13 protein-coding genes are annotated in these 17,284 nt (G+C 46.0%); 8 read left to right on the top strand and 5 right to left on the bottom strand.

The window, feature by feature from the left end:
• Nucleotides 1-33: 33 nt before the first annotated feature.
• The 3 genes from araA to HKI82_RS15510 are packed head-to-tail and all read right to left on the bottom strand — an operon-like array spanning nt 34 to nt 3,991.
• A complete protein-coding gene (gene araA, locus HKI82_RS15520; RefSeq protein ID WP_171138478.1) occupies nt 34-1,536 on the bottom strand; it encodes an L-arabinose isomerase in 1,503 nt (500 codons plus the stop codon).
• Between the two features lie 3 nt (nt 1,537-1,539).
• On the bottom strand, nt 1,540-2,295 hold the full coding sequence (locus tag HKI82_RS15515; protein WP_171138477.1) for an L-ribulose-5-phosphate 4-epimerase: 756 nt from the start codon (nt 2,293-2,295) through the stop codon (nt 1,540-1,542).
• A complete protein-coding gene (locus tag HKI82_RS15510) occupies nt 2,288-3,991 on the bottom strand; it encodes a ribulokinase (protein WP_171138476.1) in 1,704 nt (567 codons plus the stop codon). Before HKI82_RS15510 ends, HKI82_RS15515 begins: the two co-directional genes overlap by 8 nt.
• A gap of 376 nt (nt 3,992-4,367) precedes the next feature.
• Between HKI82_RS15510 and HKI82_RS15505 the strand changes: the two genes are divergently transcribed.
• From HKI82_RS15505 to yjfF, 7 genes are all read left to right on the top strand, one after another.
• Nucleotides 4,368-5,366: an arabinose ABC transporter substrate-binding protein gene (locus HKI82_RS15505; protein ID WP_102941484.1), complete on the top strand. Its 999-nt coding sequence runs from the start codon at nt 4,368-4,370 to the stop codon at nt 5,364-5,366.
• A 76-nt stretch (nt 5,367-5,442) separates the two neighbouring features.
• A complete protein-coding gene (gene araG / locus HKI82_RS15500) occupies nt 5,443-6,957 on the top strand; it encodes an L-arabinose ABC transporter ATP-binding protein AraG (protein WP_102941483.1) in 1,515 nt (504 codons plus the stop codon).
• A gap of 17 nt (nt 6,958-6,974) precedes the next feature.
• Nucleotides 6,975-7,961, top strand: a complete 987-nt coding sequence (araH, locus tag HKI82_RS15495) for an L-arabinose ABC transporter permease AraH (RefSeq protein WP_102941482.1) — start codon at nt 6,975-6,977, stop codon at nt 7,959-7,961.
• A 311-nt stretch (nt 7,962-8,272) separates the two neighbouring features.
• Nucleotides 8,273-9,232, top strand: coding sequence for a galactofuranose ABC transporter, galactofuranose-binding protein YtfQ (gene ytfQ / locus HKI82_RS15490; protein ID WP_171138475.1), 960 nt, complete (start codon nt 8,273-8,275; stop codon nt 9,230-9,232).
• A gap of 57 nt (nt 9,233-9,289) precedes the next feature.
• On the top strand, nt 9,290-10,795 hold the full coding sequence (ytfR, locus tag HKI82_RS15485; RefSeq protein ID WP_171138474.1) for a galactofuranose ABC transporter, ATP-binding protein YtfR: 1,506 nt from the start codon (nt 9,290-9,292) through the stop codon (nt 10,793-10,795).
• 7 nt (nt 10,796-10,802) lie between these two features.
• On the top strand, nt 10,803-11,819 hold the full coding sequence (ytfT, locus tag HKI82_RS15480; RefSeq protein WP_171138473.1) for a galactofuranose ABC transporter, ATP-binding protein YtfT: 1,017 nt from the start codon (nt 10,803-10,805) through the stop codon (nt 11,817-11,819).
• Between the two features lie 3 nt (nt 11,820-11,822).
• The gene (yjfF, locus tag HKI82_RS15475) at nt 11,823-12,827 is read left to right on the top strand and encodes a galactofuranose ABC transporter, permease protein YjfF (protein WP_102941478.1); all 1,005 of its coding nucleotides are present in this window, start codon (nt 11,823-11,825) and stop codon (nt 12,825-12,827) included.
• 81 nt (nt 12,828-12,908) lie between these two features.
• Here yjfF and HKI82_RS15470 read toward each other — a convergent pair whose 3' ends face one another.
• Nucleotides 12,909-15,266, bottom strand: a complete 2,358-nt coding sequence (locus HKI82_RS15470; RefSeq protein ID WP_171138472.1) for a fatty acid cis/trans isomerase — start codon at nt 15,264-15,266, stop codon at nt 12,909-12,911.
• A 321-nt stretch (nt 15,267-15,587) separates the two neighbouring features.
• Between HKI82_RS15470 and HKI82_RS15465 the strand changes: the two genes are divergently transcribed.
• The gene (locus HKI82_RS15465) at nt 15,588-15,956 is read left to right on the top strand and encodes a PilZ domain-containing protein (RefSeq protein ID WP_102941476.1); all 369 of its coding nucleotides are present in this window, start codon (nt 15,588-15,590) and stop codon (nt 15,954-15,956) included.
• A gap of 55 nt (nt 15,957-16,011) precedes the next feature.
• Here the strand turns inward: HKI82_RS15465 and HKI82_RS15460 are convergent, their stop codons facing one another.
• On the bottom strand, nt 16,012-17,199 hold the full coding sequence (locus HKI82_RS15460; protein WP_171138471.1) for a BaiN/RdsA family NAD(P)/FAD-dependent oxidoreductase: 1,188 nt from the start codon (nt 17,197-17,199) through the stop codon (nt 16,012-16,014).
• Between the last annotated feature and the right edge of the window lie 85 nt (nt 17,200-17,284).

Raw genomic sequence — 17,284 nt, 5'->3', positions numbered from 1 at the left:
CAATGAGTGTTCACCGTGAGGGAGATTTTTCGATTAAACGCCTGAAGCTAGACGGTAGTACAAGCTGTTAGTTTTCAGCTCTTGCTTGAACGTACGAGTCTCAGTGTTTTCGTCGATAACAACCATTTCCATACCTAGGATATCTGCGTAATCCGCTAGGGTATCTACACTCACCTGCTGGCTGTATGCACTGTGGTGTGCGCCGCCTGCATGAATCCAAGTTGCCGCAGCGACTTGTAGATTTGGCATTGGTTCCCAAAGCGCGTGAGCAACTGGTAGGTGTGGCATGCTTTGTGGTGGAGCGACAGTCTTCACTGTGTTCACTACCATGCGGAAGCGGTTACCAAGGTCAATCACAGACACGTTAAGTGCATCACCTTCTTTACCGCTAAATAGCAGACGAGGAACATCACACTTCAGACCAATCGTATGACGGTGAATTTCTAGGCGTGGTTTTGCCGCAGCGATTGATGGACACACTTCTAGCATGTGCGCGCCAAGAGCTTGGTCAGTTGCACCGAAGTTATAGGTGTAGTCTTCCATGAATGAAGTACCACCTTGGCGACCTTTACCCATCTGCTTCATGATGTGAACCATAGCCGACGTTTTCCAGTCACCCTCACCGCCGTAACCAAAGCCTTTCGCCATCAGACGTTGTGTTGCAAGACCTGGTAGAGAACCTAGACCGGTTAAGTTTTCAAAGGTGTTGGTGAATGCATTAGCACCAACATCTGTTAAGAAACGTTCCATACCCATTTCTAGGCGCGCTTCGTGCTGCATCAATTTAAGCAGTGAAGCATCCGTTAGAAGCTCTGATTTCATTTCGTAAGTTGATGCGTACTCATCCAACATGCGAGCCACATCAGCATCCGATACTGATTGAACTGCTTCAGTCAGTTCACCCAAGCCGTAAGCGTTCACTTCATAGCCGAACTGGATTTGCGCAGAAACTTTGTTGCCTTCGGTGACCGCAACTTGACGCATGTTGTCACCAAAACGCGCCACTCTTAGGTTTTGACCTGCGTGGATACCCACAGCCGCACGGCACCAGTCATCCATTTCTTTATGAACTTGTGGGTTTTGCCAGTGACCAACAACCACTTTACGGTCGATACCCATACGAGTGCCGATAAAGCCAAATTCACGACAACCATGAGCACTTTGGTGTGTGTTCATGTAGTTCATGTCGATGCTGTCCCAAGGAAGCGCCGCATTGAACTGAGTGTGAAGGTGCATGAACGGTTTGTTCAACTGAGAAAGACCAGCAATCCACATTTTTGCAGGAGAGAAGGTGTGCATCCAAAGAACCAAACCGATACAGTCAGGATCGTTGTTCGCTGCACGACATACATTAAGAATCTCTTCCGGAGACTTCACTGTGCCTTTGTCTACCATAGGTACAGAGATTGCGCTGGTTTCGTTGAAACTCGCAACCATCTGACCGCTTTCAAGCGCAACTTGCTCAAGCACTTTTGGTCCGTATAGCGTTTGTGAACCAGTGACAAACCAAACTTGTTTTTCATTAAATACTTTCATGACTTACCCTTTATTCTTAGCTGACTGACCGTAATAAGCATTGGCTCCGTGTTTACGTAGGTAGTGCTTATCGAGCAACGCTTGATTGATATATTCCACCGCAGGATTGATCTGTAGAGTTTGCAGAGCCATTCCGGAAACAACCTCTGTCACTACTGCGTTGTGCACCGCTTGATGAGCATCTTTGCCCCAGCAGAACGGTGCATGTTCTTTGACTAAAATTCCGGGAATCGCAATTGGGTCGTTATCCCCAATGGTTTCTGCGATCACCAGACCGGTATTCAATTCGTAATCTGTAGCGATCTCTTTATTTGAGAGAGCACGAGTACATGGAATGCTGCCGTAGAAGTAATCCGCATGAGTTGTGCCTAATGCCGGAATTGCTTTACCCGCTTGCGCCCAAGCCGTTGCTTGAGGTGAATGGGTGTGAACCACGCCACCAATCTTGGCGTAGGTGCGGTACAACACTAAGTGCGTCGCGGTATCTGAAGACGGGTTCAAATCGCCTTCCACGATGTTGCCTTCCAGATCAACCACCACCATGTTTTCAGCGCTTAAATCTTCGTAAGCCACACCGCTTGGCTTGATCACTACCAAGCCAGATTCACGGTCGATCGCTGACACATTGCCCCAAGTGAACGTCACTAACTTGTGACGTTCGAGATCTAAGTTCGCTTGCCACACATCATGGCGAAGCTTTTTTAGGCGCTCTTCTTGGCTAAGTACCGCTTTAGCTGCGCCCGTTGCTAGCTCACCCATGGCTGCGCTCCTGAGACAGTTTTGATTCAGAAATTTGCTCTAGGTGTTGGCCAAGCTCACGGTAGCCAGCGTAACGTTGTTCACGTAGCGCTTTAGCTACCGCATTTGGTTTGTAAACTTGACTGATTGGGCTTGCCATCGCTTTCTGCGCTTGTTGAGCATCTTCATACACACCGGCAGCAACTGCCGCGAAAATCGCAGCACCCAGAGCGCAACACTGCTCAGAGCTTGCCACTGCAATGTCACGACCAATAACATCAGCACACATCTGCATTACGTATGGGGATTTTTGCGAGATACCACCGATGGCGATAACACGTTCAACATCCATACCTTGGTCAACAAAGCAGTCGACAATCGCTTTCGCGCCGTGAGCCGTTGACTCAACCAGAGCCGCAAACATCGCTGGAGCGGTCGAACCCAAGTTCAGATCGGTAATCGCGCCTTTGAGGCGTTGGTTTGCGTAAGGAGTACGACGACCGTTATGCCAGTCCATCGCTAATGGTGAGTTATCGTTGAAAGCATATTGCTGCGCAGCATCAGTAAGCATTGGCACAATCGACTTATCCAAATGCTCCATCAGTTTTGCTGCGTCGGTATTGGTTTTCGCTAGAGCCTGAATTGGCCACATCAGTACGCGCTTATACCAAGCATAAACATCGCCAAATGCCGATTGACCCGCTTCCAAAGCCATCAAGCTTGGTAGCGCGCTGCCTTTCACCTGACCACAAATGCCGTGAATGGTGCGATCGCCCACTTTATCTGCGTCCACCATCAGGATGTCACAGGTTGAAGTACCGATAACTTTAACTAAATCATGCTCGCCTGCCCCTGCGCCAACAGCGCCCATGTGACAGTCGAACTCACCCACAGCAACCGCTAGACCTGCTGGCAAACCAAATTTCTCTGCCCACTCCGGAGTTAGGTAACCAGCAACATCTTCAGAGGTATAAACCTCATCAAACATACGCTCACGAATACCATCAAGAGTTGGCGAAATTGCAGAAAGGAATTTTTGATCCGGTAGGCCACCCCAGCTGTCATGCCACATCGCTTTATGACCAGCGGCACAGATACCGTGGCGGAATTTACTTGGATGTTCGTTACCTGAAAGCAGTGCAGGGATCCAATCACACAGTTCCACCCAGCTATGAGCGGCTTTCGCGACTTGATCATCTTGTTCACTCACCCAAGCTGCTTTAGCCCAGAACCATTCTGAAGAGTAAATACCACCAATGTACTTGGTGTAATCGATGAACTCGCCGCCATGGGCCAATTCATTAATCAAATCTGCTTTTGAAACTGATGTGTGGTCTTTCCACAAGATAAACATCGCGTTCGGGTTTTCTGCAAATTCAGGCAACAGAGCTAAAACATTACCTTGTGCGTCAACCGGAGCTGGCGTCGAACCCGTAGTATCAACACCAATACCCACTACAGACTGAGCGATTTCCGCAGGGACTTGCTCAAGCGCTTCACGTATCGCTTGAGTCATCGCTTCTATGTAGTCTTTCGGGTGATGGCGAAACTGAGATTGTTCAGGTTCGTTATATAGGCCTTCCATCCAACGCGGGTAGTAAGTGACACCAGATGCCACTTCCTCACCACTAACAGCGTTGACCAATAATGCACGTACAGAATCTGAACCAAAATCCAGACCGATAACGTGTGCAGGGTGTGTCGCTAAATGCTTCATAACAGCTCCGTATAGGGTGTCCATGTAGGGTGATATTTTTTTGTTTGTTATACCCCTGCATGGATGATTCAGCCATGACATTGCCTGCTAGATGTATGGACAAAACCGCCATGAATTTATTTCTGTGCATCTGATTAAAAAACACACCAAGCCTTGCCAAATAAGGCTATAACGACTATTCAAACGATTACATACGCACCAAAAGCAGTCAGAAATGCACTAAAACGTAACATTTGAGATCCCCATCATGTTCACCTCCGCTAAATGAATGGACAAAATCGCTACATTTTTTTGGTGTGATTTTCGTCACTTCAACTTGAAATGAAATCTTCAAATATGTCCGTGAAACAAACCCTACCCAGCGGATGGAATAACAATGAAACTAAAAAAATTATTACTAGCGACTGCCTTAACCGGGGCAACAATGTTAAGCGCTTCTGCCAATGCGTTCTTTGGTTCAAGCGATGACATGCGACTAGGTTACCTAGTTAAACAACCTGAAGAGCCATGGTTCCAAACTGAATGGTCATTCGCAGAAAAAGCCGGTAAAGACCTTGGCTTTGAAGTTGTGAAAATGGCTGTGCCAGATGGTGAAAAAACACTGAATGCTATCGATACCCTTGCAGCTCAAGGCGCGAAAGGTTTCGTTATCTGTACTCCGGACCCTAAATTAGGTCCAGCAATCATGGCTAAAGCAAAAAGCTATGATTTAAAAGTTATTACTGTTGATGACCAGTTCCTTAACGCCAAAGGCGAACCTATGGTTGACGTACCTTTGGTAATGATGGCGGCAACCGCTATCGGTGAACGTCAAGGTTCAGAACTTTATAAAGAAATGACTAAGCGTAAATGGGACGTAGCATCAACAGGTGTTATGGCGATCACTGCTGACGAGCTAGACACTGCACGTCGCCGTGTTGATGGTTCTATCTCAGCTCTAAAACAAGCAGGTTTCCCAGAAGGTCAAATCTACCGCGTACCAACTAAAACTAACGACATCCCAGGAGCATTGGACGCAGCTAACTCACTACTTGTTCAATACCCAAATGTTAAACAATGGCTTGTTGTTGGTATGAACGACAACACAGTTCTTGGTGGTATCCGTGCTACTGAAGGTCAAGGCTTCGGCGCTGACAACGTTATCGGTATCGGTATCAACGGTGTAGACGCTGTAAACGAACTTGCTAAAGCAAACGCAACTGGCTTCTACGGTTCTCTACTTCCAAGCCCAGACGTACACGGTTACAGAAGTATCGAATCTCTTTACAAATGGGTTAAAGAAGACGTTGAACCAACTAAATTCGTTGAAGTTACTGACGTAGTTCTTATCACTCGTGACAACTTCAAAGACGAACTAGCGAAGAAAGGGCTATAAGCTCAATTTTGGTGACGGCTACCTTGGCCGTCACCCTCTTGATTTTACGGTTACCTTGAACCAATGGAGAGAAGTCATGGCGAAGTCCCCTTCTTACATAGAGTTTTGTAATATTTCGAAGCACTTCCCTGGTGTAAAAGCACTGAACAACGTTAGCTTCCGCGCAAGCGCAGGTAGTGTTCATGCTTTGATGGGAGAAAACGGTGCAGGTAAATCAACTCTACTTAAAACCTTGAGTGGCTTCCACCAGCCAACAGAAGGTCATATCGCAATTGATGGTAAAGAGATCACTCTTACTTCAACTAACGATGCACTTGATCACGGTATCGCTATCATCTACCAAGAACTGAACTTGGTTCCTGAGCTGACCGTTGCTGAAAACATTTATCTTGGGCAGCTTCCAACCAAAGGTGGTCGTGTTGATACCGAAACGCTAAACAAAAATGCCCGTGTGCAGTTAGAGCGTCTTGGTGAAACTTTTGACCCAGCATGCCAGTTAAAAGAATTATCTATCGGCCAATGGCAAATGGTGGAAATCGCCAAAGCTCTTAGCCGCAACGCACAAATCATCGCATTTGATGAACCAACCAGTAGCTTATCTCAACGTGAAATTCAAAACCTGTTCAAGGTTATTCGTGAACTAAGGGATGCTGGCAAAATCATTATGTACGTCTCTCACCGCATGGAAGAGATCTTCAACCTGTGTGATGCCATTACTATCTTCAAAGATGGTCAACACGTTCGTTCTTTTGAAGACATGTCGGAACTGACTCACGATCGTCTCGTAGAACTGATGGTTGGCCGCGAAATTAACGACATCTACAACTACCGCTCAAGAGAACTGGGCAAAAGTGGCTTACGCCTAGAGAACATTCAAGGCCCAGGGCTTTCTGCTCCGGTTTCATTGGATATCAAACAAGGTGAAATTCTTGGCTTGTTTGGTCTTGTCGGCGCAGGACGTACCGAACTGACTCGCTTGGTGTTTGGCGCAGAGCGTAAAACCGGTGGAGATATTTTTCTTCACGATGTGAAAATTGGCATTAAAACACCGCAAGATGCGATACGTGCAGGTATTACCCTTTGCTCTGAAGACCGCAAAGCACATGGCATAGTGCCAATCATGTCGGTGCAGGAAAACACCAACATCAGTGCGCGTCCATGGCACCTCAAATTTAACAGCCTTATCGATTTCGCTTGGGAAAAAGACAATGCAACCAAGCAAAAACAAGCGCTGAATGTTAAGGCATCGTCGCTTGAACAACCGATTGGCAAGCTCTCTGGTGGTAACCAACAAAAAGTGATTCTTGGCCGTTGGTTGTCAACTGCGATGAGCGTGATCTTACTGGACGAACCTACCCGTGGTATCGACGTAGGTGCGAAGTCTGAAATTTACGAATTGATTTTTAAGCTGGCGGAAAACGGAGTCACCGTGTTGGTCGTTTCCAGCGATTTACCAGAAGTGTTGGGTATCTCTGACCGCGTCCTTGTGATGAAAGATGGCGCTGTGACAGGCGAACTTCAACGCGATGAATTTAACGAACAAACTGCTCTTCGTCTTGCGATGCTCGACAAAGAGTCAGCAGCAGCTTAAACCTGAGGAATATCATTATGTCTTTATCTAGCCCTACTAAAGCGATGACGTCTGAGGCGAAATCCGGCGGATTTAACTTCTCTAAAATTTGGGACAAGTTTGGAATGCTAATGGTGTTTGCAGGTCTGTTTATACTCTGCTGCCTATTCGTTCCTTACTTCGCGACTTTCATCAACATGAAAGGCCTTGGTCTTGCCATTTCAATGAGCGGTATGGTGGCGTGTGCCATGTTGTTCTGTCTGGCTTGTGGTGACTTAGACCTTTCCGTTGCATCGATCATTGCCTGCTCTGGCGTTGTAACCGCAGTGGCTATCAACGCCACCAGCAGCGTAGTTCTCGGTATTGGTGCTGGCCTGCTTTCTGGTGTGGTGTTTGGTCTGCTAAACGGCTTCGTTATCGCCAAACTTCAAATCAACGCGCTGATCACAACACTGGCTACCATGCAAATTGCCCGTGGTCTTGGCTATATAATCTCTGATGGTAAAGCGGTCGGTATCACTGAAGAGAGCTTCTTTGCTTTAGGTAACTCTTCAATTCTGGGTATCCCAACACCAATCTGGTTAACACTGATCACTTTCGGTGTGTTTGCTTTCCTTCTTAACCGCACCGTTTACGGTCGTAACACACTTGCGATTGGTGGTAACGAAGAAGCAGCACGTCTTGCTGGTGTAAACGTGGTTAAAACTAAGATGATGATCTTCACTATCTCTGGTTTTATCTCAGCACTTGCAGGTGTCATCCTTGCAGCACGTATGACATCAGGTCAGCCAATGACTTCTGTTGGTTTCGAGCTAGTTGTTATCTCTGCGTGTGTACTGGGTGGTGTGTCACTGAAAGGTGGTATCGGTAAAGTTTCTTACGTTATCGCAGGTGTTCTCATCCTTGGTACGGTAGAAAACGCAATGAACCTATTGAACATGTCTCCGTTTGCTCAATATGTTGTACGTGGTGCCATCTTGCTTGCTGCTGTTATTTTTGACCGTTACAAACAGAAATCTCAATAAATTATACACTCCACATATATCTTTCTCATGTTGCCCTCGAATTAAGAGGGCTTTTTTTATTTTCAAATAAAACTCTCATCAACATTAATTAAATTAGAAAATTAAAATTTAATTGCACTTAGGTATTAGAATTTTAGGAATAAGTTGCTAATAAAATGGACTATTTGGCTACCAAATTTTTTATGTGATTAAAATCTAACCACAAATAAATCCTGAGTCTTACTCTTTCTACTGCTCATGGCTATTTCAATAAATTTTAATAATGAGCTTCACAGTGAAACAAATAGTTTAAACAAGATAGGGATTTAATCATGTTGAAAAAACTCACTTTAGCAACCGCTGTCAGTACCATATTAATGTCTGGGTCACTCATGGCTGCTTCATTAACCGTAGGTTTCTCTCAAATTGGCTCTGAATCAGGCTGGCGTGCTGCGGAAACCGCGGTATCCAAAGTTGAAGCTGAAAAACGCGGTGTGACACTAAAAATTTCTGATGCACAACAAAAGCAAGAGAACCAAATCAAGGCGGTACGCTCTTTCATCGCACAAGGTGTAGACGCTATCTTTATCGCACCTGTGGTACAAACTGGTTGGGGGCCTGTGCTTGAAGAAGCAAAAGATTACGGCATTCCCGTGTTCCTGCTAGACCGTGGTATCACAGTAGAAGACGACTCGCTTTATATGACAGCAGTCACCGCTGATAACGTACTGGAAGGCGCTGTAGCGGGTAAATGGCTAATCGACAAAGTAGCTGGCAAACCATGTAACGTGGTTGAACTGCAAGGTACCGTGGGTGCGAGTGTTGCTATCGACCGTAAAAAAGGCTTCAGCGACACTGTAGATACAGTCGACAATATTCAAATTGTACGTACTCAGTCAGGCGAATTTACCCGTAGTAAAGGTAAAGAAGTTATGGAAAGCTTTATTAAAGCTGAAAATAACGGTAAAAATATTTGTGCGGTGTTCGCCCATAACGATGATATGGCAATCGGTGCAATTCAAGCAATTAAAGAAGCAGGTTTAAAACCGGGCAGCGATATTTTAATTGTCTCTATTGATGCGGTTCCAGATATATTTAAAGCGATGATGAGTGGCGAAGCGAATGCAACCGTTGAGCTAACTCCAAATATGGCAGGCCCTGCTCTTGATGCACTTATGGCTTATAAAGATAAAGGCACAATTCCACCGAAGAAAATTGTTACCGAGTCCAATTTATATTTACCAGCTGATGCAAAATCTCAGTTAGAAATGAAAAAAGACTTAGGTTATTAATTTTATTATCTCCCTCCCTCCCATTCGGGAGGGAGGGTTTAGATTTTTGGAGTTATTATGCCGTTAAACAATCAGCAAGATGTCATATTAGACGCCAAAGGGATCTGCAAATATTTCCCCGGTGTCAAAGCGCTAGAAAATGTCGATTTCAGCCTGAGAAAAGGCGAAATCATGGCGTTGTTGGGGGAAAATGGCGCAGGTAAATCAACGTTAGTGAAAACCTTAACCGGCGTGTATCAACGTGATGGCGGCGAAATTACTCTCGATGGTCAATCCATCTCTCCACAGAATACCGCTCATGCACAACATCTCGGGATCGGCACGGTTTATCAGGAAGTCAACCTGCTACCGAACATGTCCGTGATGGACAACCTTTTCATCGGCAATGAACCTAAAAAATGGGGCTTTGTTGACCGTAAAACCATGGCTGAAAAAGCACGCAGAATCGTCACTAGCTATGGGTTAGATATTGATGTGACTCAGCCTCTCAACCAGTTCTCCGTTGCGATTCAGCAAGTGATTGCTATCGCCAGAGCCATCTCTCTTTCAGCCAAAATACTGATTCTCGATGAGCCAACCGCCAGTCTCGACAGTAACGAAGTGAAGATGTTATTTAACATAATGCTTGGTTTAAAAGAGCAAGGTGTAAGCCTGATTTTCATCACCCACTTCCTTGACCAAGTGTACGAAGTGAGCGACCGCATTACCGTTTTACGTAACGGTCAGTTAGTTGGTACTAAAGAGACCCTCGAGCTACCACAAATTGAGCTAGTGAAAATGATGCTTGGCCGTGAACTGGAAGATACGGCTCTCAAACGTGCTGGAAAAACCCGCAAGCACAATGAGCCAATGGTTACCTTCACTAACTATGGCAAGAAAGGCACCATTAATCCCTTCAATCTCGAAGTTCATGCTGGGGAAATTGTAGGTTTGGCTGGGCTATTAGGTTCCGGCCGTACCGAAACGGCGAAAGTGATTTTTGGTATAGAACCTAGCGATTCGGGCACCTGTACTTTGAAGGGACGGCCTATTCAGGTTCGATCAGCTCGCCAAGCTTCCCATCTGGGTTTTGGTTACTGTCCTGAAGATCGCAAAACCGACGGCATTATTGGCGCGGCTTCTGTTCGTGAAAACATTATTCTGGCTTTACAGGCACAACGCGGCTGGTTTAAACCCATCTCACGTAAAGAGCAGGAAGCAGTGGCACAACGCTATATCGACCAGTTAGCCATCAAAACGCCGAGCCTTGATCAACCTGTAGAGTTCCTCTCTGGTGGTAATCAGCAAAAGGTTCTGCTTGCTCGCTGGTTGCTTACTAAGCCGAAGTTCCTGATTCTCGATGAACCAACCCGAGGTATCGACGTTGGCGCACATGCCGAGATCATTCGTCTGATTGAAAGTCTTTGTGCTAACGGGCTCGCTCTGCTGGTTATCTCTTCCGAACTCGAAGAACTGGTTGGTTACGCCGACCGCGTCATCGTGTTACGAGACAGAAAATCGGTAGCAGAGATACCCACTGAAGAACTTTCCGTACCAGCCATAATGCAAGCGATTGCGAGTTGAGGTGATTATGAATACGCTCAATCCACTGCAGTCAGTCAAGAAGCCCGAGCAGCGCAATAAATTTACACTGCCAAAAGGCACGCCACAGCTTGCTGCTCTTATTCTGCTGTTCATTGTGAACAGTTTGATTGCTGATAACTTTTTCTCTATTCACATTCAAGATGACCGTTTGTTTGGCAGTGTCATCGATATCTTTAACCGCGGTGCACCTGTTGCACTGCTTACCATCGGGATGACACTGGTTATCGCAACTGGCGGTATCGACCTTTCCGTTGGTGCGGTGATGGCGATAAGCGGAGCCGTGCTGGCTAGTATGGCTGAGCAAGGTTACGCACCATCAACCATTTTGCTCTGTTCAGTGTTAGCGGGGGTTGCCTGTGGTTTATGGAACGGCTTCCTTGTTGCTGTGTGTAAAATCCAACCGATTGTTGCCACCTTGATTTTGATGGTTGCTGGGCGCGGCGTCGCACAGCTCATCACAGAGGGACAAATCATCACCTTCAACAACGACACTTTGTCTTGGTTTGGTAGTGGTTCACTGTTCTATTTCCCTACCCCAATCCTGTTGTTGGCGTGTGCCTTATTGATTGTTTGGGCACTCACCAAGAAAACAGCATTGGGGCTCTTTATCGAGTCTGTGGGTATCAATATCAAAGCAGCCAAAAACGCAGGTATTAACACCCCGGCAATTGTGATGTCGGTGTATGTCATCAGTGGTGTAATGGCTTCAATCGCAGGGATCATTGTCGCTGCCGATATCAAAGGTGCTGACGCCAATAACGCTGGTTTATGGTTGGAAATGGACGCCATTTTAGCGGTGGTTATTGGGGGTACATCTCTGATGGGCGGCCGTTTTAATCTGTTGCTCGCACTGGTTGGCGCTTTTATCATTCAAAGCATCAACACAGGTATTCTGTTGTCAGGTTATCAGCCGCAATGGAACCACATTGTGAAATCGCTTGTGGTGTTAACCGTGTTGATACTGCAATCCCCGACGGTTATTCAACTGATTAAGAGGAAATAGATCATGATAAAACGTAACTTTCCTCTATTTATCACCATCACAGTGTTCCTGATTGGCTATGCGTTTTGCATGGTGGAGTTCCCTGCATTTATGAGCACGCGGGTGATTTGTAACATTCTGACGGATAATGCTTTCTTGGGCATACTCGCTGTGGGCATGACTTTCGTTATCCTCTCAGGCGGTATTGACCTGTCAGTGGGCTCGGTCGTCGCGTTTACCGGTATCTTCCTTGCCACAGTGATTGGCGAATGGGGCGTTCATCCTTTCACTGCCATTATCATGGTGTTGGTGATGGGCTCACTGTTTGGCGGTTTGATGGGCTGGATTATCGATACGTTAAAAATCCCAGCGTTTATCGTCACATTGGCAGGTATGTTCTTCCTGCGCGGTGTGAGCTTTTTAATCTCTGAGCAATCCATTCCTATTGAGCACCCTGTCTATCGTGAGATGTCACGCTTTTCATGGCACATCATCGGCGGTGGTCGACTAAGCTTGTTGGCAGTGGTGATGCTTTTCATCGTCGTCATCGGCATGCTTGTGGCTCACCGTACCCGCTTTGGTAACAATGTGTATGCGATTGGCGGGAATGCGACTTCAGCAGGTTTGATGGGTATTCCAGTCAAACGCACCACCATCGGTATCTACATGCTTTCCACTTTCTTGGCCACTTGTGCCGGTATTGTGTTCTCTATCTACACCTCTGCGGGCTATCCGCTCGCTGCTGTCGGTGTTGAACTGGATGCTATCGCTGCTGTGGTTATCGGTGGCACTTTGCTATCCGGCGGTGTCGGTACTGTCTTTGGCTCATTATTTGGCGTACTTATTCAAGGGCTTATCCAAACCTACATCACCTTTGACGGTACCTTGAGCTCTTGGTGGACCAAGATCATCGTCGGTATTTTGCTGTTCAGCTTTATCGCACTGCAACGTCTGCTGATCATCATGAGCGAACGCCGCAAAGTGGTGAATACCAGCCGAATAGGCTCACTGGCAACCGGAGATTCATAGTTATCTTCGACTTAGAATCGATATCTCTGAGTTAAAAACAAAGAAGCCAGTCGTATGACTGGCTTCTCTTTTCGCTGTGGATTATCGGTTTTCAAACCGGTTGTAATCCAGTAAGCCAAATTCAATTGGCTGGTCTTGCTTATACCACTGATGAACTCTATCACTGAACGACCAGAAATCTGGTGAACTACGACGCACCGCAAACCGATCCAATAGCTGCACATAACTTTCTTCACCATCCAGTGTTTTCAAACGAGCCACCAGCTCAGGAATTTCCGTTTCTCTCAGCGATAAATAAGCTGCCGGATAACTGCCCAAAACACCTCTTACCAAGGTTAATGTGTCGTTTTCTGGAACTCGGTTGTTCTCTTCATCAAACAAGCTGGAAATGTTGCTGTGAGCGTTGTTGTGGATCAGAGTAAACAGTTGCGACTCACCCGATTTGGATTCAATCATCAGCATCATTAACTGAGGGACCGGCAGGATGCCCTCTCCTTTAATATAATTGATGCTGTTAAGCGCATATTCATGATCAGCGGTAAACCCAGTGTCAACGATGTCGTATCTCTGGCTAAGTACTGGCTGGACATGTTCGCGTAGCTTATCAAACAGCTCTGATTTCGGATCATCCGTGGTGTACTCGATATTACTCGGCTCATCAAATGGCTTAACGTTACGCAATAGAAACTCAGTGAAATACGCACTTTGATCCTCATACCAGCTCGACAGTTCCTCGTGTCGTGTTTTTTGTGGCAGTAAGGTAACGAAGTTACTTTCACCTTCTAAGCGCAAGAAATCCATAAACATACGGGTCACAAGCTGATGACCGAAGTTTCCATAGACATCAAAACCCGCCACCAGCAGATAGTGAACTCGTTCCAGCAAAGCGTAGTCAAAGACCCAAGCTGTTTTGGGTTTATTACCCACCAACCCTTGTGCCACAGAGGCGCTGTCAAAATGCCTAAATACGGTTAATGCTGCATTCGGGTTAGTGCCATCACCAGACCAAATCAAATCGGTCGTGACGTAGCGGCCATCTTTAAATTGCTTGGCCGTGAACTCAGATTTTTCTTCCAGATAACGCGCTTGCTGCTTGGCATAACTAATCCATGTAGCAATTGGGTTGATGGTGTCCTCACGCTCCGCTGGCAGTTTTAGGTTATTCGCCTGGGAGCGATAGAACTCATTTACCTCTGGGATATCCGCCTTATCAGGGTCTAAGAAGAATACCCAAAAATCATCATTGATAACGTTGAGTGCAAGCTGACCACGGCAAACCGGACCTTTGATAAAGCCCATTATTGTGTTTTGCGCGTTATCCAATAAGAAGCGATAGCGAGCATTAACGGGTAAATCGATAAAGGCCGTCATCGGATTAGCCGCGACCGAAGGCTCGTAACTTGGCAGTTCGTTAATCTTGTAGTCCGCATCGATAAACCACGCTTTCCAATCGTGGATACGCTTCTTATTCAAGGCGTAAGGCATATGGGTTTTATCGACTATGGTGCCTTGCTCAGGGATGATGCGGTAGTAAACGCGGTCAACTTGCGGATCATCATATGGACGACGAGTTGCAATGCGTTTAACAGGCTCTCCCGGCGGAGTTGCAGAACGAACAAGGGTAAAGAAACGCGGCGTTTTCTCGTTCAGATCAGAAAAATAAATATGGGATAAGAACAAATGCTCGTAGATATAGCGAGCCGCTAACTGGTTTTTCTTACCGTCGGCATTTAACAGTGTTTCGTAGTTATCAACTAAGGTCTGTTGCGATGCTGTCAGCGGTATATGTTCATTCATCTGAGCGCCGTTTTCCAACCATGCCATTAGCTTGTTGTACTCACTCTTATTGAGATTTGGCATGCCAAAAGGCATTCCCCAGTCAGGGTAGTCCTGCTGGTAAGCTTCATGCTCTTCCAATGTCGGACATTGCTGCTCTCGATAAATAGAAAAATCGAACCCTTCCAGCTGATCTTGCTGCTGCTGAGGGTGTAACTCTTTTTGTTTCAGCAGTCTTGCCACCAGCCCTGCTTCAAGGTTTGCTCGTGTCGATTGATCTCGTTCATTCAGCACAGGATGAAAACCAAAATCACGCCACTCTTGAGTGGTTTGAGCATCTTCAAACAAGCGAGTTGGTGTTGCCGCACTTAAGCGCGTACCTTCATAAACTTGAGTTTTACTTGCGCCGCGATCAATCCCTTCCACCGAAGAGAGTTTCAGCTGACAAGGTGCGTCATAGCAAGCATGGCAAACCACACATCGGTTATCGATGATGGGTTTCACCTCTTGCATAAAATACTGAGCTTGAGGCGAGTCTAAAGCCACCTGACGCTCACGAACTTCAGGTGCTCCAAACAGTTCATCGTAGTTGAGCCCAGCATAGGTGGCACAACCAGAGAAAACTAATACCAAAATGACAAAAAAGAGTTTTCGTAAATTCATATAGTTATAGTTTTTGTGTTAACCAAGGTTAATTAAAGTAGAGAGTACTATATTTTCAATGTACAAAAGAAAATACCATGTGAGATCTATCTTTCTGGCTACGCTCTGTCGCTATTTATTACACAAATCATTTTTACTTAAGGCGATTGGATGGAATAATCCTTCGCGATATTACCAAACATCCTAAAGAATGACTGATTAATAGATAACTCGCTTCGAAAAATCAGGAAAAGTAGATAAACTTTAACTAACTAAGCAGAGAAAAATGTTCTGCTGCGTCTAACCTAATTTTGAAGAGTGGCTAAAGCCAAATTAACTAAGATGACGAATCACACCGAGCAAAGACAATATTTTCGTCTAAGTTACAAGACCAAAGTCGCCATGCCTACATTCCGAGTTCAAAGCAAAGAGTTCAAAGTCAGCGAAATATCGGAACAGGGCATGCGTGTGATTGTGCGTGATACTTCTTTGTTTAGTCCCAACGACACTGTTGAAGGTGAAATTCTTCTCAATGCCTTTGACACCAATATTCCAGTTAAAGGCAAAGTACTGAGAGCGGTCGGTAATGAAGTGATTTTCCTGCTATCGGAAGGCCTGTCATTCAAAGAGATGATTGCCGAGCAAAGATATATGCGTAAGCACCATCCCAACGTGTTTCCCAAGAACTCTCAACTGGTAGAGAACAAATAAACCCCGCAATTCACTGAATAACACTCTGCGGGGGTTAAATATTTCAACAGCGATTTTATACGTTCAGCCCAGCAACATAGCCGCTTGACCATGCCCATTGGAAGTTATAACCACCGAGCCAGCCAGTCACATCCATTACTTCACCAGCGAAATACAGACCTTTGATGTCTTTGCATTCCATCGTTTTAGAAGAAAGAACATCGGTGTCCACGCCGCCAAGGGTCACTTCAGCCGTTCGATAGCCTTCTGTTCCGTTTGGTACCACACGCCACTGTTCTAAAGTCTCTCTAATTGCTTCCAGCTCTTTCGGATTGAACTGTTTGAGAGGCTTGTCTACCAGCAACTTACGTTCGATAAACACTTCCACTAAACGCTTAGGCAGTACGCGCGCTAAGGTGTTTTTCAGTGTCTGGTTCGGGTGCTTTTCTCGGGAACGAGTTAATAACTCATCGACATCGACTTCAGGCACTAAGTTAATGGTAACAGCTTGTCCCGGCTTCCAGTACGAAGAAATCTGCAAAACTGACGGGCCAGATAAGCCACGATGGGTAAACAGTAGCGCTTCTTTAAAGCTTTTTCCGCATTCTGCCTGAATTTCAGCGGGAACAGCGATACCCGAAAGCTCCGCTAATGCGTCTTTGTCTTCAACATGCAGAGTAAAAGGTACTAAGCCTGCGGTAGTGGAAATAACAGGTAAACCAAACTGCTCAGCAATCTTGTAACCAAACGGTGTTGCTCCTAGCTTTGGCATTGAAAGACCACCGGTCGCCACAACCAAAGACTCACACTCAATGTCGCCCTGTGTGGTGTGCAACAAGAAACCTTGTTCGGTTTTTTGAATATCGAGCGTCTCGACTTGATAGCGCTGACTAATGTTTGGAAGGTCGCACTCTTCAAGCAGCATTTTGACGATATCTTTCGCCGAGTCTAAACAGAAAAGCTGACCATGAGATCGCTCTTCGAACTCAATACCATACTTACTCACCATCGAGATGAAATCCCAGTTGGTATACTGCGAAAGCGCGGATTTCACGAAGTGCGGATTACGGCAAAGGTAGTTTTGAGCCGAGACATCGTAGTTAGTGAAGTTGCAGCGACCACCACCGGAGATAAGGATCTTACGTCCTGGTTTTTTCGCATGATCAATCACCATCACACGGCGTCCACGTTTTCCGGCTTGAGCAGCACACATTAGGCCAGCCGCTCCGGCGCCTATGATGACAACATCTACTTTTTCACTCATGACTCATACCAATGCCAGTAATCAGAACTCTACCCGTCTAGAACTATGTTATTAGCAAGAACAGGCAATAAAAAAGGACGTACAG

Origin of the sequence: Vibrio plantisponsor (assembly GCF_013041605.1) — a bacterium.
In the GTDB taxonomy this organism is placed as follows: domain Bacteria; phylum Pseudomonadota; class Gammaproteobacteria; order Enterobacterales; family Vibrionaceae; genus Vibrio; species Vibrio plantisponsor.
This window is presented reverse-complemented; position numbering and strand designations above follow the sequence as displayed.